General features: G+C 58.9%; 18 protein-coding genes. 13 read left to right on the forward strand and 5 right to left on the reverse strand.

The window, feature by feature from the left end:
• Window positions 1-2: 2 nt before the first annotated feature.
• Window positions 3-224, reverse strand: coding sequence for a glycine zipper 2TM domain-containing protein (locus KKO72_RS11605; RefSeq protein ID WP_214938395.1), 222 nt, complete (start codon window positions 222-224; stop codon window positions 3-5).
• 321 nt (window positions 225-545) lie between these two features.
• Complete coding sequence (locus KKO72_RS11610; RefSeq protein ID WP_214938397.1) at window positions 546-1,604, reverse strand: porin; 1,059 nt, start codon at window positions 1,602-1,604, stop codon at window positions 546-548.
• Window positions 1,605-2,261: 657 nt separating this feature from the next.
• Here KKO72_RS11610 and kduD point away from each other — a divergent pair.
• The 8 genes from kduD to KKO72_RS11650 all read left to right on the forward strand — a co-directional run bounded on the left by kduD (window position 2,262) and on the right by KKO72_RS11650 (window position 11,171).
• Window positions 2,262-3,023, forward strand: a complete 762-nt coding sequence (gene kduD / locus KKO72_RS11615; protein WP_214938399.1) for a 2-dehydro-3-deoxy-D-gluconate 5-dehydrogenase KduD — start codon at window positions 2,262-2,264, stop codon at window positions 3,021-3,023.
• A gap of 36 nt (window positions 3,024-3,059) precedes the next feature.
• Window positions 3,060-3,944 (forward strand): carbohydrate ABC transporter permease, encoded by an 885-nt coding sequence (locus KKO72_RS11620; RefSeq protein ID WP_180127619.1) that lies wholly within the window; start codon window positions 3,060-3,062, stop codon window positions 3,942-3,944.
• Complete coding sequence (locus KKO72_RS11625) at window positions 3,944-4,843, forward strand: carbohydrate ABC transporter permease (RefSeq protein WP_214938401.1); 900 nt, start codon at window positions 3,944-3,946, stop codon at window positions 4,841-4,843. Before KKO72_RS11620 ends, KKO72_RS11625 begins: the two co-directional genes overlap by 1 nt.
• A gap of 14 nt (window positions 4,844-4,857) precedes the next feature.
• Window positions 4,858-5,982, forward strand: a complete 1,125-nt coding sequence (locus KKO72_RS11630; protein WP_214938403.1) for a sn-glycerol-3-phosphate ABC transporter ATP-binding protein UgpC — start codon at window positions 4,858-4,860, stop codon at window positions 5,980-5,982.
• Between the two features lie 45 nt (window positions 5,983-6,027).
• The gene (locus tag KKO72_RS11635; protein WP_214938405.1) at window positions 6,028-7,326 is read left to right on the forward strand and encodes an ABC transporter substrate-binding protein; all 1,299 of its coding nucleotides are present in this window, start codon (window positions 6,028-6,030) and stop codon (window positions 7,324-7,326) included.
• 13 nt (window positions 7,327-7,339) lie between these two features.
• Window positions 7,340-8,488, forward strand: a complete 1,149-nt coding sequence (locus tag KKO72_RS11640; RefSeq protein ID WP_214938407.1) for an oligogalacturonate lyase family protein — start codon at window positions 7,340-7,342, stop codon at window positions 8,486-8,488.
• Window positions 8,489-8,625: 137 nt separating this feature from the next.
• A complete protein-coding gene (locus tag KKO72_RS11645) occupies window positions 8,626-9,858 on the forward strand; it encodes a pectinesterase family protein (RefSeq protein WP_214938409.1) in 1,233 nt (410 codons plus the stop codon).
• Window positions 9,855-11,171 carry a polysaccharide lyase family 1 protein gene (locus tag KKO72_RS11650; protein WP_214938410.1) on the forward strand — a complete coding sequence of 439 codons (1,317 nt, stop codon included), beginning with the start codon at window positions 9,855-9,857 and terminating at the stop codon, window positions 11,169-11,171. The genes KKO72_RS11645 and KKO72_RS11650 overlap by 4 nt, the downstream gene beginning before the upstream one ends.
• Before the next feature lie 170 nt (window positions 11,172-11,341).
• On the opposite strand, the gene KKO72_RS11655 is transcribed toward KKO72_RS11650, so the two are convergent.
• Both KKO72_RS11655 and KKO72_RS11660 read right to left on the reverse strand, forming a co-directional pair.
• Window positions 11,342-13,669, reverse strand: coding sequence for a bifunctional diguanylate cyclase/phosphodiesterase (locus tag KKO72_RS11655; RefSeq protein ID WP_214938412.1), 2,328 nt, complete (start codon window positions 13,667-13,669; stop codon window positions 11,342-11,344).
• Between the two features lie 19 nt (window positions 13,670-13,688).
• Window positions 13,689-16,724: a chemotaxis protein CheB gene (locus KKO72_RS11660; RefSeq protein WP_214938414.1), complete on the reverse strand. Its 3,036-nt coding sequence runs from the start codon at window positions 16,722-16,724 to the stop codon at window positions 13,689-13,691.
• Between the two features lie 242 nt (window positions 16,725-16,966).
• On the opposite strand from KKO72_RS11660, the gene KKO72_RS11665 reads away from it, so the two are divergent.
• The 5 genes from KKO72_RS11665 (at window position 16,967) to KKO72_RS11685 (ending at window position 22,988) form a co-directional block, all read left to right on the forward strand.
• Window positions 16,967-19,279 carry an ATP-binding protein gene (locus tag KKO72_RS11665; protein WP_371736870.1) on the forward strand — a complete coding sequence of 771 codons (2,313 nt, stop codon included), beginning with the start codon at window positions 16,967-16,969 and terminating at the stop codon, window positions 19,277-19,279.
• Window positions 19,280-19,353: 74 nt separating this feature from the next.
• Window positions 19,354-20,718, forward strand: coding sequence for a PAS domain-containing sensor histidine kinase (locus tag KKO72_RS21025; protein WP_214938416.1), 1,365 nt, complete (start codon window positions 19,354-19,356; stop codon window positions 20,716-20,718).
• Complete coding sequence (locus tag KKO72_RS11675; RefSeq protein WP_214938418.1) at window positions 20,715-21,323, forward strand: chemotaxis protein CheB; 609 nt, start codon at window positions 20,715-20,717, stop codon at window positions 21,321-21,323. Before KKO72_RS21025 ends, KKO72_RS11675 begins: the two co-directional genes overlap by 4 nt.
• Before the next feature lie 94 nt (window positions 21,324-21,417).
• A complete protein-coding gene (locus tag KKO72_RS11680; protein ID WP_214938420.1) occupies window positions 21,418-22,239 on the forward strand; it encodes a response regulator in 822 nt (273 codons plus the stop codon).
• Window positions 22,236-22,988 (forward strand): Crp/Fnr family transcriptional regulator, encoded by a 753-nt coding sequence (locus KKO72_RS11685; protein WP_371736871.1) that lies wholly within the window; start codon window positions 22,236-22,238, stop codon window positions 22,986-22,988. Before KKO72_RS11680 ends, KKO72_RS11685 begins: the two co-directional genes overlap by 4 nt.
• Here the strand turns inward: KKO72_RS11685 and KKO72_RS11690 are convergent.
• On the reverse strand, window positions 22,982-23,455 hold the full coding sequence (locus KKO72_RS11690) for a glycine zipper 2TM domain-containing protein (protein WP_214938422.1): 474 nt from the start codon (window positions 23,453-23,455) through the stop codon (window positions 22,982-22,984). The two genes, KKO72_RS11685 and KKO72_RS11690, sit on opposite strands and share 7 nt — an antisense overlap.
• Between the last annotated feature and the right edge of the window lie 3 nt (window positions 23,456-23,458).

Consider the following 23,458-nt stretch of genomic DNA (forward strand, 5'->3'; position numbering starts at 1 on the left):
GCTTATTTCTTGGTGGCTTCGTGGCCTATCACACCACCCACAGCCGCGCCGACGCCGGTGCAGGCCAGGCCACCACATAGCACATTGCCTGCCACACCACCAATCACGGCACCTGTTGCAGTGCCTTTTTCCTGATGTGTCATGCCCGCACAGCCAGCCAGACTCAGGGACGAGACCAGAAGCAAGGCAGACAGACCGGTGCAAAAACGGGTATTCAATTTCATGGCAAATTCTCCAGACGAACAAGGATGTATCCAGTCATGAAAGCCAATCAAACTTTCACGGGCGAATCCCATTGTTGGCCTGAGCGTGCCAGGTGTCTGTGCGGCAACGAACACTGCTCAGCAAATGTGGCAGTTTTTGTTTTGCTACTAAATATGAAGCTATTGGCCCTTTATTTAAAAGGTTGGCAGACAAAATTCCAGTGATTTTTTGGAAGTCAGCCCTGCCGGTTAAGCAGGGCTGATGTGTACGCGAACTAAACACGCTGAGCAGATCTGTCACAGAGTGTTTCTCTGCTCTTGCGTGACTGGACCCCGAAGGGTTTAGAACATCTTGCGCAAGGCCACTTCGTAACCCGTGCCACTGAAGTTGCTCTTGGTGGAGCCGTCGGCGTTGTAGCGTTCTTGCTTTTCACGTACCAGTGACAGATTGATGGAAGTCTGTTTGCTCAGAGGATAGTGGTAACCCACTGAAAACCGGGTGGAGTCCTTGTCGGCAGAAGCGTCGTTGATTTTGGCTAGGTTGGTGTCGTTGACTTTTTTGTACGAGGTCCGGAATTGACCTGGGCCCATCGGAACACGGGCACCGATGGTGAAGACGGTTTCCTTGCCGGTGTTTTGGATGTTGACATCGTTGGAACGGGCATAGGTTGTCATCAATGTGGCCACGCCGAAGTCGTAATAGGCACCAAAGGCTGCGGTGCCCATGCTGTCACCACCGGTGGTGACTTGCTTGTCCTGCTCCTTTTGGTACGAAAAAGCCGTACTCAGAGGGCCATTGGCATACTGCACGTGGAAACCTTGGCCGCTAGCTCTGGCTGAGGGGTTAGCGTTGCTGGCGGTGACGTATTTTTCGTTGGATTGCCAGATCACACCGACGTTGAAGCCGTTGAAAGTGGGCGAGGTGTAGTAAATGGAGTTGTTCCACTGGTTGGCTGCCAAGGCACCACGGGTGCCATTGTTGGCATAACTGTCACCAGAAAAAGCTTCATAACGGCCGGCGGTACTCACGCCGTACTGCGGTGAATGCACGCGGCCCAACTTCACTTCACCAAACTGTTTGCTGGCCAAACCAACCCAAGCCTTGTCTTTGAACATGTAGTCGGCGTCAGTTTGTTTGCCAGTGTCGGCATCAATACGCATTTCCAACATAAAGAACGCGGACAAATCTGCAGAAATTTCTTCAACGCCCGAGATGTTCAACCGTCCATTCGAGCTTTCGTTGAGCTTCGTTTGTTTGGAGGTGCCCTTGGTCAAATCGTCGGGTGAGTTGATCAAGCCCAAGTCAATCCGTCCACCGATTTTCACGCCGGACTGCGCCATGGCGGTCATGCTCACTGCAGCCAGAGCGATGGGGAGCAGCATCACTTTTAAATGTTTCATTGCAAATATCCAGTCATATCAAAGAAAAGTTGGCAGCGCAGCGTAGGGCGCATCAAGAAAAAAGTCGTTCGCACGGCAGGTGCGGCGACCAGAAAACGGGGGCAATCACTTCTTAGGGCATGGCTCAGCAACATGTCGTCACACCTGAAACGACGACAAGCCCACTGTCGAAACCCGGAGCCAACCTGATACGGCGTGGTTGGACGTGGCCTTGACACTTCATTTGCTTGGATTGAGAGCGTGTTTTGTTTTTGAAACAAGACATATGTTGACCTACATCAAACATCTTCCCTGTGATAAAAAACTGCCTCGATAGAATTACGAAACAGTGTTTTGTTGAGTGCATTTCCCAAATTTAAATGAAATGAAACATTATTCCAACTAGGGTAAACCCCAGTTTCAAAAAAATGAAACAGCGTTTACGATTTGGGCACGGTGTAACGAAGTTGTTACGCCACCATGAATGCCAACCAGTCAATCCATGCAAATTCGTCAGCTTATTCGGTGTGAACGTGCCAGCATTCTTGATATGCAAGGCCATGGCGGCACACCAGCCCACACCTTCATTGGTGGCGTGTTGAGACAGATGCCGGTCTTTGATGACCGGGGTCACTTGCCCGCAACCACAGTGCGTTAAACGAGAACCCTTCCATCACCATGATTCTTGATTTGTTTGAATTGCAGGGCCGAGTGGCCATCGTCACCGGTTGCAACACCGGGCTTGGCCAGGGTATGGCGCGGGCGCTTGCTCAGGCGGGTGCAGATATCGTTGGCATCAATGTCACCGAGCCGACTGAGACGGCAGAGCAGGTGCGCTCGCTCGGACGTCAGTTTTTGGACCTGCGTGCCAATCTGGGGCGTATTGATGGCATCGAAGGTCTTGTGCAGCAAGCGCTGGGTTTGGCTGGACATGTTGACATCCTGGTCAATAACGCCGGCATCATTCGCCGTGAAGACGCGCTCTCGTTCAGCGAAAAGGACTGGGATGATGTGATTGACATCAATCTCAAGTCGGTGTTTTTCTTCTCACAAGCGGTGGCGCGCCAGTTCATCGCCCAAAAAACGGGTGGCAAGATCATCAACGTTGGGTCCATGCTGTCGTTCCAGGGGGGGGTGCGGGTTCCGTCGTACACCGCATCCAAGAGTGGTGTGATGGGTATCACCCGTCTGATGGCCAATGAGTGGGCGGTGCATGGCATCAATGTCAATGCGATTGCCCCTGGTTACATGGCCACTGACAACACCGCCGCTTTGCGTGCAGATGAGGGGCGTAACTCGTCCATTCTGGAGCGCATACCGGCGGGTCGTTGGGGGACTGCAGATGATCTCGCTGGGCCAGTGGTGTTCTTGGCCTCTGGTGCGTCGGACTATGTCAACGGCTACACCGTGGCCGTCGATGGCGGCTGGCTGGCGCGTTAAGCCAAGTTTTACCACTCACACGAGGAGATACCTGACATGTATGAAAACAAGAAGATCGGCTTTTTGTTCGTGCTGCCCTTTGTTTTGGGCGTGCTCGGATTCAAGCTGTTCCCGTTCATGATGAGTTTTGCGTTGAGCTTCACGCAGTACGACATCATCAATTCACCGCAGTTCATTGGTCTGGAAAACTATAACGAGCTGTTTTTCAAGGATCCGCTGTTTCGCAAATCCTTGTGGGTGACCTTGACCTTTGTGGCCATCTCGGTGCCGCTTCGGGTAGGTTTTGCCCTGTTTGTTGCCCATGTCCTGAATTTCAAGCTGCGCGGCATCAACTTCTTTCGCTCAGCCTATTACCTGCCGTCGATTCTGGGTGGGTCCATCGCCGCGGCTGTGATGTGGCGCTTCATCTTTTCGCAAAACGGTTTGGTGAACATCGTGTTGTCCAAGGTCGGCATTGAGCCCATCGCTTGGCTGGCGGATGAACACTATTCCATCTGGACGATTATTTTGCTGTTCACCTGGCAGTTTGGTTCGGCCATGGTGATCTTTCTGGCGGCCCTGCAGAACGTGCCCACCTCGCTCTACGAAGCCGCAGAGATTGATGGCGCCACCAAGATGCAGCAGTTCTTCAAGATCACTGTGCCACTGATCACACCGGTCATCTTCTTCAACATGATCATGCAGATGGTGCACGCGTTCCAGGAGTTCAACGGGCCTTACATGATCACCGAAGGCGGGCCGTTGCATTCCACCTATCTGCTGTCGCTCTATATCTATGACCAAAGCTTCAGGTACTTCAATCTCGGTTATGGCAGTGCGCTGTCATGGATCTTGTTCGCCCTGGTTGGCGGGTTGAGTGCCTTCTCTTTCTTCACCTCGAAATACTGGGTGTTCTACTCCAGCGAAAAGGACCATAAATAATGGCAGCCGTTCTCTCTTCCCGCGACAGTGTCGCATCCGACGCACAGGCCAAACGCACGCTGCGTGGGGAACGCATCAGCTCAGTGGTGCGCTACGTGGCGCTGATCATCGTTGGGTTGATCATGCTCTACCCCATGATCTGGCTGGTGGGTGCATCTTTCAAAAGCAATGCAGAGGTTTTTACCGAGATCGGCTTTTGGCCGTCACACTTTGACTTTGCCGCCTATGCCAAGGGTTGGAAGACCAGCTCGGAATACACCTTTGCGACTTACTTCCTCAACTCGTTTCTGATCATCATCCCGAAGGTCATCGTGACCGTGATCTCCTGTGTGCTGGTGGCCTATGCCTTTGCGCGTTTTGAGTTCTGGGGTAAGAAGGTGCTGTTCAGCATCATGGTCGGCACCATGATGTTGCCGCTGATTGTGTTGCGCTTGCCGCAATACCTGATGTTCAAACAGTTTGACTGGATTGACAGTTACTTGCCCTTGATCGTGCCGTCGGCTTTTGCGACCGATACCTTCTTTGTCTTTATGTTGGTGCAGTTTCTGCGCGGCATTCCTCGAGACATGGAAGAGGCGGCTCAGATTGACGGTTGCAACCCGCTTCAATTGCTTTGGTACATCTTGGTGCCGATCTTGAAACCAGCCATCATTTCGGTGATCGTGTTCCAGTTCATCTGGACCATGAACGACTTCATGGGACCACTGATTTACCTCTCCTCGGTTGAGAAGTATCCGGTGTCGTTGGCCCTGAAGATGAGCATTGGTGCGACCGAAGAGGTCGAGTGGGCCAGTGTGATTGCAATCTCAGTGGTGGCCCTGGTGCCGTCTCTGGTGGTCTTTTTCTTGGCACAACGCCACTTCATTGAAGGCGCCACAAGCAGTGGCATCAAAGGGTAAATACGGAGCATAACGTGGCACAACTGAATTTAAAGAAAATCGAAAAGGTCTATCCGAATGGTTTCAAGGCGGTGCATGGCATCGACCTCGAAATTCGCGATGGTGAGTTCATGGTTTTTGTGGGACCGTCCGGCTGCGCCAAGAGCACGGTTCTGCGCATGATTGCCGGTCTGGAGAGCATCAGCGGTGGCGAGTTGTTCATCGGCAACACCGTGGTCAACAACTTGGCGCCCAAGCAGCGTGGTATTGCCATGGTTTTCCAGAACTATGCGCTCTATCCCCATATGAAGGTGTACGACAACCTGGCCTTTGGGCTGAAGTTGTCTGGTATGAAAAAAGCCGAGATCGATGTTCGTGTGCGTGATGCTGCCCGCCTGCTGGAGATGGACCAATTGCTGGACCGTTATCCCAAACAGCTGTCGGGTGGTCAGGCACAACGCGTGGCGGTGGGCCGTGCGATTGTCAAACGGCCAGAGGTGTTCTTGTTTGACGAACCGCTGTCCAACCTGGATGCCAAGCTGCGCGCTTCCATGCGTGTGCGTTTGACGGAATTGCACCGCACATTGCGTGAGAAAGGCCATCCTTCGACAGTGGTATATGTTACCCACGATCAGGTCGAAGCCATGACCATGGGTGAACGCATCTGCGTGTTGAAAGAGGGCACGATCCAGCAGGTGGACACACCCACTGCACTCTACGAACGCCCCGCCAATGTCTTTGTTGCCGGCTTCATTGGTTCCCCCGAGATGAATCTGCAAGAGGCCCAAGTGGACGCCGATGGTGTCCACCTGGTGGTGGGTGGTTGCCGTCTGGAGGTGCCAGCCCACCGCATTGACCGCTTGAAAACCCAGGTTGGCCGCACCGTGAAATTCGGCATTCGGCCCGAGCACATCACAGCGGGTGGCCACTCTGAGGTGGCTGTGCAACGTGTTGAAGGCACCTTGCGCTTCATGGAACACATGGGCAGCGAAGTTTTTGTGCACTTCACGCTCGGTGACAAGCAGTTCACCTGCCGCGTGCCATCTGACCAGCTTGGTGATCTGGCTCCGAAACAACGTGGCGACAAACACCACTTCGGCTTGCAAATGCATGCCTGCCACGCGTTTGACATGGACAGTGGCAACAACCTCTTCCTTTAGACGCTCGACGACATTTTTATCACTCAATGTAACTGGAGAAATGATATGAAAAGACGTAATGGTTTGTTGGCAATTGCAGCCGCTATGGTGATGGCTTTTGCCCCGACAGTTCAGGCTCAGGAATCCACCACACTGCGCTTTTCGTGGTGGGGCGGTGGTGAGCGCCACGAAGCGACGCTCAAAGCCATCGCTGCGTTCGAGGCGAAGAATCCCGGCGTGAAGATCAAGGCTGAATACATGGGCTTCGCCGGTTATCTGGAACGCCTGTCCACGCAGATCGCGGGCGGCACCGAACCCGACATCATGCAGATCAACTGGGCATGGCTGTCCACCTTTTCCAAAACAGGTGATGGCTTCTACGATTTGAACAAAAGCAAGTCGTCGCTCGCGCTGAACCAGTTCGCCGAGTCCGATTTGAAAATGGGCATGGTCAGCAGCAAGTTGAACGCGCTGCCCGTCTCTTACACCGCACGTGTGATGTTGTGGAACCGCGCCGCGTTTGAACGTGCTGGCTTGAAGATGCCCAGCACCTGGGACGATCTGTTTGCCGCAGGCCCGGTGCTCAAACAAAAGTTTGGCGCCAAAGCCTTTGCCATTGATGGCGAGCTGTACGACATGATCCTGTTGTCTCAGTCCTACATCATGCAGAAATACGGCACGCCTTATGTCAGCCCAACCAGCCCCAAAGTCGCCATGAGCGAAGCTGCGGCCTTGGAATGGGTGCAGGTCTACAAGAAACTGGTCAGCAACAACGTGGCTGTGCCACTGCCGGTGCGTGCTTCCTTGGGCGGCGCTGAAAAGCCCACCGAACAACAGCAAGACTGGGTGGTTGGCAACTGGGCTGGCAACTACACCTGGGACTCTGTGATTGGTCTGCGTGCCAGCACGCTCAACAAAGAACAGAAACTTGATGTGGGCGATTTCCTGACCCTGCCTAATGCCAAAAACAGCGGCATGTTTGGTCGTCCGACCTTGATGTTTGCTGTCGGTAAGAAATCCAAAAACCCGGAAATGGCTGCGAAGTTCCTGAACTTTATGCTGACCGACCCTGAGGCCGCCGCCATCCTGAAAGTGACACGTGGTGTGCCTTCGGCTGACAGCCAGTTCCGGGCGTTGGCACGCACCGACGCCTTGCAGGGTAATGAGTTGAAGGCCTTCTTGCAGATCAAGAAACAAAAGGATGCCGGCAAGATCGACCTGCCATCACCTTTGTTTGAAAACGCCCGTTTCAACAAGTTCATGCGTGAAGTGTTTGAGACCGTGGCCTACGGCAAATCGACCGACCAGGAAGCCGCCAAACGCCTCATTGAAGAAGGCAACGCGTTGCTCGCTCGCATCAAGTAATCCAGAGAGTCAGATGAGTAAATCCACGATACGCCAACTTTCGTTTGTCGCCCACCAAGACCCCGACACAGGGGCCCGGGTGACTCGGCTCACACCCACGGACGTGACTTGCCACCGCACCTACTTCTACCAGAAGTGTTTCACCAACGATGGTCAGAAGCTGGTGTTTGGTGCGCAATTTGGCGAACACTGGAATTACCATCTGCTGGATCTGGCGTCGCAAACCGCGACGCAACTGAGCGATCAGGCCGATGAAAACACCTTCGGTGGTTTTCTGAGCCCAGATGACCAGTTTCTGTACTTTGTGCGGGCCGAGCGTCAACTGATCCGCCTGGAACTGGCCACACAGAAGGAAGAGGTGGTCTACACCGTTCCTCCTGAGTGGGTCGGTTATGGCACCTGGGTGGCCAACTCGCGCTGTACCCAGATTGTGGGGATTGAAATTCTGGCAACCGACTGGTTTCCTTTGACCGACTGGAAAAAGTTTGCCGAGATGTTTCATGCCAAGCCACGCTGCCGCCTGATCCGCATCGATCTGGTCACCGGCGCGCGCGAGGTGATTCACGAAGAAAAACTCTGGCTGGGTCACCCCCAGTACCGGCCGTTTGACGACAACACCGTGGCTTTTTGCCATGAAGGCACACACGACCTGATTGATGCCCGCATGTGGTTCATCAACGAAGACGGCAGCAACCTGCGCTGTGCCAAAGAACATGCCCCGGGTGAGAGCATCACCCATGAATTCTGGGTGCCGGATGGGTCGGCCATGGTTTATGTGTCTTACCTCAAAGGCCACACAGAACGTTATATCTGCTCGCTGGACCCCGTGACCCTGGAGAACCGTCAGATCACCGTCATGCCACCATGCTCTCATTTGATGAGCAACTTCAATGGTCGTTTGATTGTGGGTGATGGCTCCGGCACGCCGGTCGATGTGTCCGACAGTGGCAGCCACAAGATCGAAAACGATCCTTACCTGCACCTGTTTGACCTGGATGCGGGCACCACGCGCCGCATCGCTCGGCATGACAGCTCATGGCGTGTCCACAAGGGCAACCGACAAGTCACGCATCCGCATCCCTCGTTTGTCCCGGGGGAAAAACAAGTGCTCTACACCTCTGACTTTGAAGGTGAACCGGCACTGTATTTGGCAGACCTGTAACTGCTTTCGGCACAGCAGGATGCTTGCCTGAAACCGCGCTGTGATCTAAGGGCACATCACCCGGATGTCACGCCGTGTTGCAGGCCTTTTTTTGCCCGATGAGACAACACACCTTCATTCGATGAGGAGACACATCTATGGCTTTTTCCATACGCATGGTTTTCACTTCGGGCTTTTTATTGACGCTGCTGGCCAGTTTGGCCACGGCCGCCAGTGGTGGCAACACGGTGACGGCAGCTGACGCCAGCAACAGGCCACAGCTCACCGACACCCAAGCTGTTGACCACACCATCGCCAAATACCTGGCACAGGCGGGTACCCTGACCGGGGCCAACGGTGCGGGTCTGGTGACCGACCACTGGCTCCCGCCCGCTGTGGGAGATGTGAACCAGTTTGTGCCCACCTACACCGTGGCCGCCGATGGCAGCGGCACCCACACCACACTACAAGCGGCGATTGACGCCGTACCGGCAGCCAAAACCAGCAGCACCCGGGTCTACATTCGCGTGTTGCCAGGCACTTACCGCGAAGTGCTGTGTGTCAAAGACAAGGCGCCGATCACCCTCTACGGCCTCTCAACCGACGCCAGCCAGGTGCTCATCGCCAACGGCAACTACAACGGCCAAGCCAAAGTGGCCGGTGCAGAGGCTGGCAACCCGTGTAACCCCAGCGCATCATCGGCCACCGTGGGTACCAGCGGCAGCGCCTCTGTGGCCATCTACAGTGCCGAGTTCCACGCCAAAAACATCAGTTTTGCCAACGATGCCATGCAAGCCGTGGTGGGCGGTCTGGGTTATCCCCCAGGTGCCTCAGGCACTGGTGGTGCACAAGCGGTGGCGCTCATGACCCAAGGGGACAAACTTGTGTTTGACAACGTTCGGGTGTTGGGTCACCAAGACAGTTTGTATGTCAAGACTGCCAGCACCACAAGCGTGGCGCGGGTGTACTTCAAGAACAGCTTCATCCAAGGGGATGTGGATTTCATATTTGGCCGGGGTACGCTGGTGCTCGATGGCTGCACCATCCACTACCTCAGCACACGCCTGCCCCAAGGGCAGCCCGCCACCATGCTGGCTCCCAGCACCGCTGCCAACAATGACTACGGTATCTTGGTCCATGCAAGCCGCTTCACCGCCGATGCCGGGACCGTTGCAGGCAGCATTTACCTGGCGCGCGCCTGGGATGAAAGTGTGCCCAAGGGCACTTATGTCGCAGGCCAGTCTCCCAACGGGCAATTGCTGGTGCGCAACAGCACACTTGGCCAACACATCCGCACGCTCGACCCCTGGGGTACCTCTACCTCTGGCCGAGCCTACAGCGACACCGGCAACCGTTTTTCTGAGCACCGCAACCAGCTTGCGGCGCCATGAGCCACCCACACACATCCTTCTGGCGCTTCGTTGTACGACTGGTTGGCATCACGCTCTTGGCCAGTTGTGCTGCGCCGACCAAATTGTTGGCCCAGCAAGCCGATGTATCCCGCCAAGTGTTGGCCAGCCAGGACGGCTGGGCCGCTGCCGAAGGCGGCACCCGTGGCGGCACAGATGCCGCCCCTGAGCAGGTGCTGGATGTGCACAACCGGGCCGAGCTGGTGGTCGCCTTGCAGCGCAGTGGCAACTTGCCCAAGATCATCCGCCTGCATGGCCGCATCGACCTCAGCGTGGACGATGCCAACCGCCCTTTGGGTGCGGCAGACTACCGCGACCCGGCTTTTGATTTTGAACAGTACTTACAAACCTATGCGCCTGCCATCTGGGGCAACAAGCCACTGACCGGTCCGCTGGAGGAGGCACGCCAGCGATCGGTGGCCAGACAGGCGGCACGGGTCGTCATCCGCATTCCGTCCAACACCACGCTGATCGGTGTCGGCCACGATGCCGGGCTGGAACACGGCATGTTGTTGTTGCCCAGGGTCGACAACGTCATTCTGCGCAACATCCATTTCTCAGATGCGTATGACCACTTTCCGGCTTGGGACCCGCAGGACAACGCCCATGGTGAGTGGAACTCCGAGTACGACGCGGTGAGTTTGCGCGGCGCCACCCATGTGTGGGTCGACCACTGCAGTTTCAGCGACGGTGAGCGCCCGGACCACAGCGCCCGCATCGCCTTGGGCCGCCCGATGCAGCACCATGACGGTCAACTGGATATCACCCAGCAGTCCAACTATGTCACGGTCTCTTACAACCATTTCAAGGAACACGACAAGACCAACCTGGTGGGTGCCAGCGACAGCCAGGAGGCCGATGCCGGCAAACTCAAGGTCAGCTTTCACCACAACCTGTGGGAGCACACCAAAGAACGGACACCGCGTGTGCGTTACGGCCAGGTGCACCTCTACAACAACCTCTATGTGGCAGCCAAGGGCATACCCTACGCCTACAACTACGCCATCGGCGTCGGGGCGCAGTCCCACATCTTCAGTGAAAACAATGTGTGGGAAACCACTTCAGACATCTCGTCCAACACCTTGGCCAAGCTCTACAAGGGCAACGCCTTTTTTGACCGTGGCAGCTTGCACAACGGTCGGCCCGTGGATGTGTTGGCCGCTTTGCGGGCAGCCAATCCGGCAGCGACGGTGAGTGCTGACCTTGGTTGGCAACCCACTTTGCACGAGACCGTGGATGACAGCGCCGACGTGGCAAAAATTGTGCGAGCGAGTGCGGGGGCCGGGCGTTTGTAGTCTTGCCCATGTTTTGCCAGTTGTCGCCCGGTTGACACACTTGCCTCAAAACGCTGTTTTGTCATGGGCAGGTCTTCTGCGCAGACAAGCACACATGAGTCTTGTGGTCATTGATGCTATTAATGGTGTAGCTATTAGCCCTTATTAATAAAGGGCTAGAAGGGTATTTGTTATATATATGCCTGAGCCACGGCGGTGGCGGGGCTCCAGGCCGCATCCGGCTGCCAGCTGCTGACCCAAGCCGGCAAGGTGTCGGCAGGCATCGGCCGGGCAATGCCGTAACCCTGCGCCAGATCGCAGCCCAATTGCAACAGCAGGCTGCCGTGCGCAATGGTTTCCACACCCTCGGCAATCACCTCGCGGTTGAAGGCACGCGCCAGACTGATGACCCCTTCCAGGATGCTTCGGTCTTGCGGATCGTCGAGCATGTTGCGCACAAAACTCTGGTCGATCTTGATCGTCGACACCCGCAGGCGCTTCAGGTAGGTCAGTGAGGAGTAACCGGTGCCAAAGTCATCCAGCGCAAACGCCACACCCATCTTCTGACAGTCTTCAATCACCTGCGAGGCGTAGCCAATGTCTTGCAGCGCACTGGTCTCCAACATCTCCAGCGTCAGTTTGCCCGGGTCCATGCCGGGGTGCGCTTGCAGCAGCGAACGCAGGCGGTCCACAAAATTGGGTTGCTGTAACTGCTGCGCTCCCACATTCACACTGACCTGCAGTTCCAGCCCCTGGGCCTGCCACAGGGTGATCTGTGTCAGCGCGGTGGCAATCACCCATTCGCCGACCTCAATGGCCAGCGGGTCGGTTTCCATCAGTGGCAAAAATGCCAGCGGTAACAGCAGGCCATGGTCTGGGTGTTGCCAGCGGATCAGTGCCTCGGCCCCCACAACCAGGCCACTGCGCATGTTGACCTTGGGCTGGTAATGCAGCACCAACTCACCACTGGCCAAGGCCAGACGGATGCGCTCCAGACCTTCGTGGTGGCCTCGCACGCTGCGGTCATGCACTGCATCAAACAGGTGGTAGTGGTTTTTGCCGGTCTGTTTGGCCTGGTACATGGCCTGGTCGGCCTGGCGTAGCAGTTGGTCGGGCTCCATGGCCTCGGTTTGCGGGTAGAAAGTGACACCCAGGCTGGCTGAAACCTGCAGCGTCAGCCCATCGATCAGGAAGCTCTGGTTGGCTGCAGCCAACAGGCGATGGAGCATGGGCAGACAGCCAGCGGTGTCGACCAGATCGGTCAGCACCGCCACAAACTCGTCGCCACCAATACGCGCCAGGGTGTCACCCTCACGCATCACCTCTTTCATGCGGTTGGACAAGGCCACCAGCAGCCGGTCGCCGGTTTCATGGCCATACTCGTCGTTCACCGCCTTGAAGCTGTCCAGGTCGACATAGGCCACCGCCAGCAGAACATCGTGCCGCTGGGCCTGCGCCATGTCCTGGCGCAGCCGGTCAGCCAGCAGCGCACGGTTGGGCAGGTTGGTCAGTAGGTCGTAGTGGGCACTGTGTTCCAGCCGGGTCTGACTTGCCTTGAAGCTGGTGATGTCGGAAAACAGCGCCACGTAATGGGTGGCAGTACCCTTGGCGTCACGCACCGTGGTGATCGTTTGTAACTCGGCATAGACCTCACCATTTTTGCGGCGGTTCCAGATCTCACCGTACCAGTGGCCTTTGTTGAGGATGTCGTGCCACATCGCTGTGTAGAAGGTGGCGTTCTGCCGCCCGGAGGACAGCATGCTGGGGCGCTGATGCAGCACCTCGTCGCGGCTGTAGCCGGTGATGTGGGTGAACGCGGCGTTGACATTGACGATCTGCCCTCGGGTGTTGGTGATCATGATGCCCTCGCGCGCCTGACTGAACACGCTGGCGGCCAGAAACAGCTGCTCCTGCGCGGCGATGCGTTCGCTGATGTCGAACAACACCATGCGCAACTGGGCTGCGCCCGCTTCATCCTGCGCCTGGGTGGCCATCAGTCTGGCCCAGAAAAAGCTGCCGTCCGCACGTTTCAGGCGCAACTCTGCCGACAGCTTCTGTTGGGTTTGGCGCCGTTGGCGCAGCAGGTAGTAGGTGTCCTGGTCGTCACGGTGGATGAACTGGTGCAGTGGCGCCCCCAGCATGGCCTGGCAGCTCAGACCAAGCAGGCTGGCTGCCGTTTGGTTGGCTCGCAGCATCTGGCCGCTGTCATTGAGGGTGACATAGCCCACCGGGGCCTGGTCGTAGAGGGCGGTGTAGTCGGCACGTGATGTCTCCAGCGTGTCCTGCATCCGGCGCAGTTCGTCGTTTTGCATCTCCAGCTCGATCTGGTGCACCTGCAACTCATGCAGGGCGCGCAAGACGCCCTCAGTCGAGTGGTCCTGTGCGTTGTGACTCGTGGCTAACTGCTGCTTCAACGTGGCTTCTGCACGCTGGCGCATGGCGTGTGCCTCGGTTGGCGCAAGCTGGTCTGCCATGCGCGTGGCAGGGGGTGCCGTTGGGTCGGGGATCTGACTGGGCATGACAGAGCCTCCGTGGTGTTTAGCTGTCTGACGTTCGCAAACGCTCCGTCGTGGTCACAGCATAGACCTTGCCGTTGGTATCAATCAGTGCGGTAGCCAACAGAGCAACGTCTACCGTTTGGCCGCTGCGCGTCAGCCTCTGTGTCGGGTACAGCGCCAGCACCTGACCTGCGCTGAGCTGCTGGAGCTGGTGCATGGCTTCATTCACCAATGCCGGTGGAATGCGTTCACGCAAGGTCATCTGCAGGGCCTGTGCCTCGGTCCAGCCGTACAGGCGCTCAGCCGCCGGGTTCCAGGCCAGGATACGGCCCTCCAGGTCGGTCATGGTGATGGCATCAAAGGCGTCGCGCACCACCACCGCCAGGCGTGCCAGCTGGTTGGCCTGTGCCAGTGCGGCCTCGGTGCGCTTGAGCTCGCTGATGTCACTGAAGGTGATCACCGCCCCCTCGATCACGTTGTCCAGCGTGCGGTAGGGTCGGATACGCAGCGTGAACCAGGCACCGTCGGTGGTCTGCACCTGCACCTCCTTGGTCACCAGGGTGTCAAGCACGGCTTGCGCGTCACTCACCAGGCTGGTGTAACCCACCAGGTTCGACACAATGTGTCCGACCGGGCGTCCCACGTCGCTGCTGATCAGGTTGATGAGCTGCGAGGCGGTCGGGGTGAAGCGCAGGATGCGCAGGTTGTGGTCCACAAACACGGTGGCAATGCCGGTGCCCGCCAGCAGGTTGTTCATGTCGTTGTTCAGGCGGGACAGGTCGTCGACCTTGAGGTTGAGCTCGTTGTTGACGGTGGACAACTCTTCGTTGACCGACTGCAGCTCCTCCTTGGAGGTCTCCAACTCCTCGTTCGTGCTTTGCAGCTCCTCATTGACCGACTGCATTTCCTCGTTGCTGGACTTGAGCTCCTCGTTGGAGCTTTCCAGCTCTTCCAGCGTGCTTTGCAGGTACTCGTCCTTGGCGCGCAACTCCTCGCGCAGGGTGCGCATCTGGGCGGCGGCCGTTTCTGTGGCGGCACCGTTCTGCAGTGCGGGCGCCACCGGCTCTGACTGCTGCGCTTCTTCCAGAAGCACCAGGTACAGCGGCGCATCGCTCTCGCTCTCGGGCCCGGCCAGCGCCGGGCCGGTGGCCACCGGGCGCACACACAGGTTGACGCGGCTGAAGTGGCCATTGGTCTTGACGTGCAGACCTGCGATGTGCACCGGCTCTTGCTGCGCCACACAGCGGTGCAAGGCGTTCGAGAGCGCCGGGCGCAGGCCCTCACGCGCCATCTTGAGGATGTTGGCAACACCGACCTCGCCCGGTGGTGTCTCCAAATACATGCCGGTGCGCCCGTGCAGGTAGAGGATATCGCCCAGGCTGTTGATCAACGCACCGGCTGGCACCACCTGGGCCAGCATGGCCTGTTCGGTCAGCTCACGCAAAGGCAGTTTGGCCGAGAACACTTCGCGGCCTGCGCCCCGCGGCTGCGTGGCCTGCCCGGTGTGTGGCGCTGGCAAAAAACGCCCGGGTGAGCGCGACAAACCAGCCTCGGTGGCTTTGCGCTGGTAAATCTTGGCCTTGCGGTCGAGTGAGGCAAACAACGTCAACGCGTCACCCACGCCCTCGGAGGTGCCCAAAAACAGCAGGCCCTGCGGGTTCAAGGCGTAGTGGAACAGAGGCATCAGGCGCTTTTGCAGCTCGGCCCCCAGGTAAATCAGCAGGTTGCGGCAGGTGATCAGGTCGAGCCTGGAAAACGGCGGGTCGCGCGTCAGGTCCTGCTCGGAAAACACCAGCATGTCGCGAATGCTTTTGTGGATGCGGTAACCGCCGCCGTCGGGTTCGGCCGTGAAAAAACGCGCCAGCCGCGGCGGCGAGATGTCGGCCGCAATACCCGCCGGGTACAGCCCGGCGCGCGCAAACGCGATGGCGCGGCTGTCGATGTCGGTGGCAAACAGCTGCACGGTGTAACTTTGTTGGAGCGTTGCCATGTGCTCTTGCAGCAGGATCGCAATCGAATACGCTTCTTCACCGGTGGAGCAACCGGCAACCCAGATCCGCACCGTGTCATTGGCGGCGGATTTGCCCGCAAACAGCATCGGCACCACCTGTTTTTCAAACACCTCAAACACCTCGGGGTCGCGGAAAAAGTTGGTCACCCCAATCAGCAGGTCACGAAACAGCGCCTGGGTCTCCTCGCTGTTGTGCTGCAGGTAACGTACATAGTCGTCAATCTGGCTGATCTGGTGCACCGACATACGCCGTTCGATCCGGCGCTGGATGGTGCTGGGTTTGTACTGTGAAAAATCGTGTTTGGTCTGGGTGCGCAGCAGCACAAAAATGCGCTTCAAAGCGCTTTCGTTGATGACCACCGGCTTGTCAGAAAGCATCGCCAACTTGCCAAAGGCGTAACTCACATAACTGCTCAGGCGCGCGGGCATCTGCTTGGCGTCGAGCTGGTAGTCCACCAGACCGGTGGCGATGGCGCTGCGTGGCATGCCGTCAAACTCGGCGCTCTCGGGGGTTTGCACCATCACCATGCCCCCGGCATCCTTGATGGCACGCAGGCCCAGTGTGCCGTCGCTGCCGGTGCCAGAGAGCACCACACCAATGGCCCGTTCACGCTGGTCAGCGGCGAGGGACTTGAAGAAAAAGTCGATGGGCAGACGCTGCCCGCGTGGCGCGCCGGGCGCCAGCAACTGCAGGCTGCCGTTGATCAAGGCCATGTCGTGGTTGGGGGTGATGATGTAGACGCAGTTTGGCGCCACCGTCATGCTGTCTTCGACCTCCAGCACCGGCATCGGGGTGAAGCGGCGAATCAACTCGGCCAGCAGGCTTTTGTGGTCCGGCGCCAGGTGTTGCACCAGCACAAAGGCCATGCCGCTGGCCACGGTCTTGGGCATGCCCGCAAAAAACGCCTCAAACGCCGCCAGCCCACCGGCCGAGGCGCCAATGCCCACAATCGGAAAACTGCCAGGGCTGTCAGGCGCTGCTGCTTCTTCGGCGGGGGCGGTGCCCGGGTCGAGGCTGGGTGGGGTCGGCAAGGTGGCAAGGGCGCCCGTGGATCGTTTTGTCATGCGGAGCTCCTGGTCAAACCGGTGGGTGTGCGGGCGCCCGGCGCCAGCAGCTGGCTGAAGTGTAGGCCTTGTGCTGTGATACCAAACATGTAGCTGCTAGCCCTTGATAGACAAGGGCTGAAGGCCAATTTTCTTCAAAGTGGGGCTTATGTGCGCCAGCGCACGCAGGCCACGGACGCGCACCGTTATGCTGGACCACCTCCACCAAGGGCTGTTGTGGCCTGGTCTCCTCGGGTTCTGTCTTGAAAAATATCTCCAAACCATTCACCTGGCTGGCGGCGGCGTTGCTGTTGTTGGGTGCGGGTGTCTATTTCAGCTATGGGTCGGTCTACCCCAGGCTCGAAGCCTTGATCTTGCTGGCTCTGCTGATGACCGCGTTCCTGTTGTTCTGGGTGATCCAGAAAACACAGCAGGCCGAAAAAAACCTGGCCCATCTGGACACCTTGCGCCTGCTGGCCGCGCAGGAGGAAAGCAACCGCCAGTTGCTGGAGGCCAACCGTCTGGCACAGGACGGTGCCCAAAAGCTGGCGGTGACGCTGGACTCGATTGGGGACGCGGTGATCGCCACCGACGCCCAGGCGCGTATCACGTTGCTCAACCCGGTGGCGCAGAAGCTCACCGGCTGGACGCTGGCGCAGGCCATCGGGCAGCCGGTGGACCAGGTGTTCAAGATTGTGGCCAAGACCAGCCGCGAGCCGGTCACCGTACCGGTGCTGGCGGCTTTGGCACACGGCACCGTGCAGGGTCTGGCTAACCACACGGTGCTGCTGGCGCGCGACGGCCAGGAGTACGACATTGCCGACAGCTGTGCCCCGATCCGCGATGCCGATGGCTTGGTGGTGGGAGCGGTGCTGGTGTTTCGCAATATCACCGAGGAATACGCCACCCAGCAGGCGCTGCGCCAGGTCAGTGCGCTGCAAAAGGCCATCTTCAACAGTGCCAACTTTTCCAGCATTGCCACCGACGCCAAGGGTGTGATCCAGATCTTCAACGTGGGGGCCGAGCGCATGCTGGGCTACACCGCCGCCGAGGTGGTGAACAAGGTCACCCCGGCCGACCTGTCCGACCCGCAGGAGATGATCGCGCGTGCCGCGTCACTCAGTCTGGAACTGGGGACCGAGATCGCGGCGGGTTTTGAGTCCCTGGTGTTCAAGGCCTCGCGTGGCATCGAAGACATTGACGAGCGCACCTACATCCGCAAGGATGGCCGTCGCCTGCCTGCCATGGTGTCGGTGACCGCTTTGCGTGATGAGGCTGAGGCCATCATTGGTTACCTGTTGATTGGCACCGACAACACCGCCCGCCGTGCGGCCGAGGTCGAGCGTGAGCGACTCGACCGGGTGCTGCGTGACAAAAATGCCGAGCTCGAAGCGGCCCGTGCTGCTGCCGACAAGGCCAACCTGGCCAAGTCCGAGTTTTTGTCGGGCATGAGCCACGAGTTGCGCTCACCGCTCAACGCCATCCTGGGTTTTGCACAGTTGATGGAGTCGGGCACGCCGCTGCCGACCCCCTCACAAAAAGCCAGCATCGACCAGATCCTGCGTGCGGGCTGGTATTTGCTGGAACTGATCAACGAGGTGCTGGACCTGGCGCTGATCGAGTCCGGCCAGCTCTCGCTCTCGCGTGAGCCGGTGTCGCTGTCCGAGGTGCTGCAGGACTGCCAGACCCTGATGGCGCCCGCCGCACTGAAAAAATCGGTCAGGCTGCACTTTGTGCCCCTGACGCTGCCGTGTTTTGTCAGTGCCGACCACACCCGGCTCAAACAGGTGGTGATCAACCTGCTGTCCAACGCCATCAAATACAACCGCCAGGGTGGCAACGTGACGGTGAGCGGCCATGAAGGGGTTGCTGGGCGCATCCGCCTGAGTGTGCAAGACACCGGTGAGGGCCTGCCCGCCGACAAGCTGGTGCAGCTGTTTCAGCCCTTCAACCGACTCGGCAAGGAAGACAGTGAGGAGGAGGGCACCGGCATCGGCCTGGTGGTGAGCAAACGCCTGGTCGAGCAGATGGGGGGGGAGATGGGGGTGGTCAGCACCGAGGGTGCAGGCAGCGTGTTCTGGGTCGAGCTGGCCTTGGTGGGTGCGCCACAGTTCAGTGATGTGGCCGACGAGATGCTGCAGCCACACGTGACGTCCGCAGCCCATGGTGAGCGGGTGCGCACCCTGTTGTATGTGGAAGACAACCGTGCCAACATGGAGCTGGTGCGTCAGCTGATTGCCAGGCGCCCTGATTTGCGCATGTTTGGCGCCGAGGACGCCACACGTGGCATGGCGCTGGCGCGTGAACACCAGCCCGATGTGATTTTGCTGGACATCAACCTGCCCGGCATCAACGGACTGCAGGCGCTCAAGATCTTGCAGGAAGACGAAAACACCCGGCACATCCCGGTGCTGGCGCTCAGTGCCAATGCCATGCCGCGCGACATTGAGCGTGGCCTGGCGGCGGGCTTTCTGCGTTACCTGACCAAGCCGATCCGGGTCACCGAGTTCATGGATGCGCTCGATGCCGGGCTGGTCTTGGCACAGGCCCAGCGTGCGGCTTTGCAAGAGCTTTGATGTTTATGCAAGAAATTGGCCTCAAGCCCTTGTTTTATAAGATCGTATAGCTATCACTATGGGAGCTATCTTTGATGTCTGACAGCCACATAATCCCTCCGCCCGGCGCGCTTGACGACACCGCGGGCATGGTGGTGGCGCTGCAGTCCTTGCGGCGCCGGGCGCAGGACAGCCACCAGCTCAAGGCGCCGCTGCCGCTGGAGATGCTCAAGGTGATGCAGCCCGAAGACGCGCAGCTGCTCTACCACGAATTGCGGGTGCACCAGATTGAGTTGGAGATGCAAAACGAGGAGCTGCGTCGTGTCCAGCTGGAGCTGGAGCTGGCGCGCGAGCGCTACTTTGACCTGTACGACATGGCCCCGGTGGGCTACTGCACGGTGGATGGCGAGGGCCAGATTCAGGAGGCCAACCTGACCGCTGCCACGCTGCTGGGGGTCACACGCAGCGCCCTGGTCAAGCTGCGCATCACCCACTTCATGCCAATGGCACAACGCAGGATTTACCAGCAGTGCTGCGCCTTGCTCGACACCTGTGGCAAGACCCAGGCCTGTGAGTTGCAGATGATCACCGGTGCGGGTCAACCCATCTGGGTCAGCCTGGCGATCAACATGGCGCGCGGCGTGAGTGGTGCCGTCACCCTGCGGGTGATGCTCAAGGACGTGTCCGAACGGGTGCGGCTGGATGCGATTTTGCAGGTCAAAAACACCGAGCTGGAGCGTGCGCGCCAACTGGCCGACAAGGCCAACAGCGCCAAGTCGGACTTCTTGACCAGCATGAGCCACGAGTTGCGTTCACCGCTCAACGCCATCCTGGGTTTTGCACAACTGATGCAGGCCAGCAGCCCGGCGCCTACCCCGGCGCAAAAGTCGTCGATCGACCAGATCCTCCACGGCGGCTGGTACCTGCTGGACCTGGTCAACGAGATCCTGGACCTGGCCAGCATCGAGTCGGGCCAGTTGGCGCTGTCTTTGACGCGTGAGTCGCTGGCCGAGGTCCTGGCCGACTGCCAGACCATGATCGAGCCGCAGGCCACGGCCCGGGGTTTGGTGGTGAGTTTCCCAAGCTTTGCCCAGCCTTGCCTGGTGCTCTCAGACCGGCGTCGGCTCAAGCAGGTGGTGATCAACCTGCTGTCCAACGCCATCAAATACAACCGCCCGCATGGCACGGTGACGGTGAGCCTGAGCCAGGCCTCACCCGGGCGGGTGCGCCTGAGTGTGCAGGACGACGGGCTGGGCCTGTCGCCAGAACAGATGGCGAACCTGTTCCAGCCGTTTAACCGGCTCGGCCAGGAGGGTGGGGCGCAGGAGGGCACCGGCATTGGCCTGGCGGTGAGCAAACGCCTGGTCGAGATGATGGGTGGCAGCATTGGGGTGAGCAGCCGTGTTGGTGTGGGCAGTGTGTTCTGGTTCGAGCTGGCGCTGGCTGAAGGGTCCACATGAAAGACTTTCCGATGGTCTGTGTGGGTGGCTCGGCCGGTGGGCTGGACGCCTACATCCGGCTGCTGCAGCACCTGCCGCCCGACATGGGGGTGGCGGTGGTCATCGTCAACCACATCACCATTGCGGCGACCCAACTGCATGAGGTGCTGCTGCGGTTTTCGAGCATGCCGGTGGTGCTGATCACCGATGGCATGCCGGTGTCACCCAACTGTGTGTTCATCATCCCGGCCAACCGCGACCTGCATGTACAAAACGGCACGTTTCAGCTCGAACCCATCTCCAAGCCCAGAGGCTGGCCCGATGTGATCACGGTGTTTTTGCGATCGCTGTCGCAACATTGGGACGGCAAGCTGATCGCGGTGATTGTGTCGGGGTACGACGGTGATGGTGCGGCGGCGCTGTGTGGCATTCGCGCTGTGGGTGGCATCACCATCGCCCAGAAACCCAGCACCGCCCGCCAGCCCGACATGCCACAAAGTGCCATCGAGAGTGGTTGTATTGACTTTGTGCTCTCGCCCGAAGACATCGCCAAGGAAATTGTCGGCATCGCACAGATGCAGTCCGACACGGTGCCAGCACCGTCAGATGGGATGACTGAAACATAGAGAAATCGGGCTCCAGCCCTTATTAGAAATCGCCATATAGCTATATAAAATGAAGCACTCTGCTGCCCATCCCACTCCTGAAGAGGAACCTGCCATGCCACTGTCTGCCGAAATTCTCCAGGCCAGCATCCTGATCGTTGACGACCAGATGGCCAATGTGCAGCTGCTCGAACAACTGCTGCGCGAGGCCGGTTACAGCCAGGTCAGCGCCTGTATGAAACCCGAGGAGGTGTGTGCGCTGCACCGCAAGAACCACTACGACCTGATTCTGCTGGACCTGCAGATGCCGGTGATGGACGGTTTCCAGGTGATGGAGGGGCTCAAAACCAACACTGTCGACAGCTATCTGCCGGTGATTGTGCTGACAGCCCAGCCTGGCCACAAGCTGCGTGCGCTGCAAATGGGTGCCAAGGACTTCATCAGCAAGCCGTTTGACCTGGTGGAGGTGAAAACCCGCATCCACAACATGCTGGAGGTGCGCCTGCTCTACAAAAAGCTGGCCAACTACAACCGCGAGTTGGAGGCCACCGTGGCTGAGCGCACCGCCGAGCTGCGCGAGAGTGAAGCACGCTACCGCAGCCTGACCGAGCTGGCTTCGGACTGGTACTGGGAGCAGGACGAACACGGCCACTTCACCAAGGTGTCGGGTCCGGTGTTGGAGATGCTGGGCATCCAGGTGGCGCCGCTGGCCGGGCAGCCCAACCCCGTTGTTCTGGGTGGCTGGAACGAGGCTGAGCGCGAGAAGTTGCGCCGCACGATCACCGAGCGCCAGCCGTTTCTGGACTATGTGTTTCGCCGTGTGGGTGCCGACGGAAGCCAGCAGACTTTTCAGGTCAGTGGTGAGCCGATGTTTGACCGCGCCAGCCGTTTTATCGGTTACCGCGGGATTGGTGTGGAGCTGACTTCCAAACTATGAGCCAACAGAACGTCCTGGAGCGCGCCATGCCTTTGCCCCACACCCCGAACCAGAACCATCTGCTGGCCGCCTTGTCTGCAGCGGATTTTGAGCCACTGGCCAGCCACCTGGAGCTGGTGCCCATGCCGCTGGGCCAGATGTTGTTTGAACCCGGCAGCCAGATGCGCCATGCCTACTTTCCGACCACCTCGATCGTGTCCTTGCACTATGTCACCGAGTCTGGCGCCTCGGCCGAGACCGCTGGTGTGGGCAACGAGGGGGTGGTGGGTGTGTCGCTGTTCATGGGGGGTGACAGCACCTCCAGCTCGGCGGTGGTGCAGACCGCCGGCCAGGCCTGGCGGCTGGACCGCCACACCCTCAAGACCGAGTTCAACCGCGGTGGCGCCTTGCAGCGCCTGCTGCTGCGCTACACCCAGGCGTTGATGACCCAGATGGCCCAGACTGCCGTGTGCAACCGGCACCACTCGGTGGAGCAGCAACTGTGCCGCTGGCTGCTGCTCACTCTGGACCGGCTGCCGGACCGCGAGCTGGTGATGACACAGGAGTTGGTGGCCAGCATGCTCGGTGTGCGCCGCGAAAGTGTGACCGACGCCGCAGGTCACTTGCAGGCGCAGGGTTACATCCGTTACCGGCGTGGCCACATCAGTGTGCTCAACCGTGCTGGCCTGGAGTCCAGCGTGTGTGAGTGTTATGGCGTGGTCAAAAAAGAGCTGGACCGTTTGCTCAGTGACGTTCAGCCGCGTCAGTAGCGCCGCAGCACACCGTTGTCGACCTGCACCCGGTCACCTACGCGGATGTCGACGTTGGTGCTTTGGGTGAAGACCTGGTTGTTGCCGTCGCTCATGCGCAGGGTGAATTTGTAGACGCTGGTGGTTTGTGCCGCCTGCTGGTTCTTCTCGAGCGTATGCCCAGCATAGGCGCCACCGGCAGCGCCTAGAACAGTCGCAGCGGTGTTGCCGCTGCCACCACCTACTTGGTGGCCCAGGATGCCGCCAACCACCGCGCCAGCAATGGTGCCCGCACCGATGCCGCTTGTCGCCACGGGCTGCTGCACCAACTCAATCGACTGCACCACACCGTATTGGGTGGCGGCGTTGCTGGTCTGCGGCAAGGCGTTGCCGGTGGGGTTGGCGGGCGCCATGCTGGTGGCGCAGGCGCCTAGCAACAGCAGTGTGGTCACGCTGAGGACGGTTTGGAAGTTCTTTTGAATGTTCATGGG

This window comes from Rhodoferax sp. U11-2br (assembly GCF_018619435.1).
Classification (GTDB): Bacteria; Pseudomonadota; Gammaproteobacteria; order Burkholderiales; family Burkholderiaceae_C; genus Rhodoferax.

What these genes read in the sequence shown, in the direction of transcription:
- KKO72_RS11620 (WP_180127619.1), top strand. Translation starts at nt 3,060, where the DNA reads ATGTATGAAAACAAGAAGATCGGCTTTTTGTTCGTGCTGCCCTTTGTT.
- KKO72_RS21025 (WP_214938416.1), top strand. Translation starts at nt 19,354, where the DNA reads ATGTCTGACAGCCACATAATCCCTCCGCCCGGCGCGCTTGACGACACC.
- KKO72_RS11625 (WP_214938401.1), top strand. Translation starts at nt 3,944, where the DNA reads ATGGCAGCCGTTCTCTCTTCCCGCGACAGTGTCGCATCCGACGCACAG.
- KKO72_RS11650 (WP_214938410.1), top strand. Translation starts at nt 9,855, where the DNA reads ATGAGCCACCCACACACATCCTTCTGGCGCTTCGTTGTACGACTGGTT.
- KKO72_RS11655 (WP_214938412.1), bottom strand. Translation starts at nt 13,669, where the DNA reads ATGCCCAGTCAGATCCCCGACCCAACGGCACCCCCTGCCACGCGCATG.
- kduD (WP_214938399.1), top strand. Translation starts at nt 2,262, where the DNA reads ATGATTCTTGATTTGTTTGAATTGCAGGGCCGAGTGGCCATCGTCACC.
- KKO72_RS11660 (WP_214938414.1), bottom strand. Translation starts at nt 16,724, where the DNA reads ATGACAAAACGATCCACGGGCGCCCTTGCCACCTTGCCGACCCCACCC.
- KKO72_RS11610 (WP_214938397.1), bottom strand. Translation starts at nt 1,604, where the DNA reads ATGAAACATTTAAAAGTGATGCTGCTCCCCATCGCTCTGGCTGCAGTG.
- KKO72_RS11685 (WP_371736871.1), top strand. Translation starts at nt 22,236, where the DNA reads ATGAGCCAACAGAACGTCCTGGAGCGCGCCATGCCTTTGCCCCACACC.
- KKO72_RS11675 (WP_214938418.1), top strand. Translation starts at nt 20,715, where the DNA reads ATGAAAGACTTTCCGATGGTCTGTGTGGGTGGCTCGGCCGGTGGGCTG.
- KKO72_RS11690 (WP_214938422.1), bottom strand. Translation starts at nt 23,455, where the DNA reads ATGAACATTCAAAAGAACTTCCAAACCGTCCTCAGCGTGACCACACTG.
- KKO72_RS11640 (WP_214938407.1), top strand. Translation starts at nt 7,340, where the DNA reads ATGAGTAAATCCACGATACGCCAACTTTCGTTTGTCGCCCACCAAGAC.
- KKO72_RS11605 (WP_214938395.1), bottom strand. Translation starts at nt 224, where the DNA reads ATGAAATTGAATACCCGTTTTTGCACCGGTCTGTCTGCCTTGCTTCTG.
- KKO72_RS11635 (WP_214938405.1), top strand. Translation starts at nt 6,028, where the DNA reads ATGAAAAGACGTAATGGTTTGTTGGCAATTGCAGCCGCTATGGTGATG.
- KKO72_RS11680 (WP_214938420.1), top strand. Translation starts at nt 21,418, where the DNA reads ATGCCACTGTCTGCCGAAATTCTCCAGGCCAGCATCCTGATCGTTGAC.
- KKO72_RS11645 (WP_214938409.1), top strand. Translation starts at nt 8,626, where the DNA reads ATGGCTTTTTCCATACGCATGGTTTTCACTTCGGGCTTTTTATTGACG.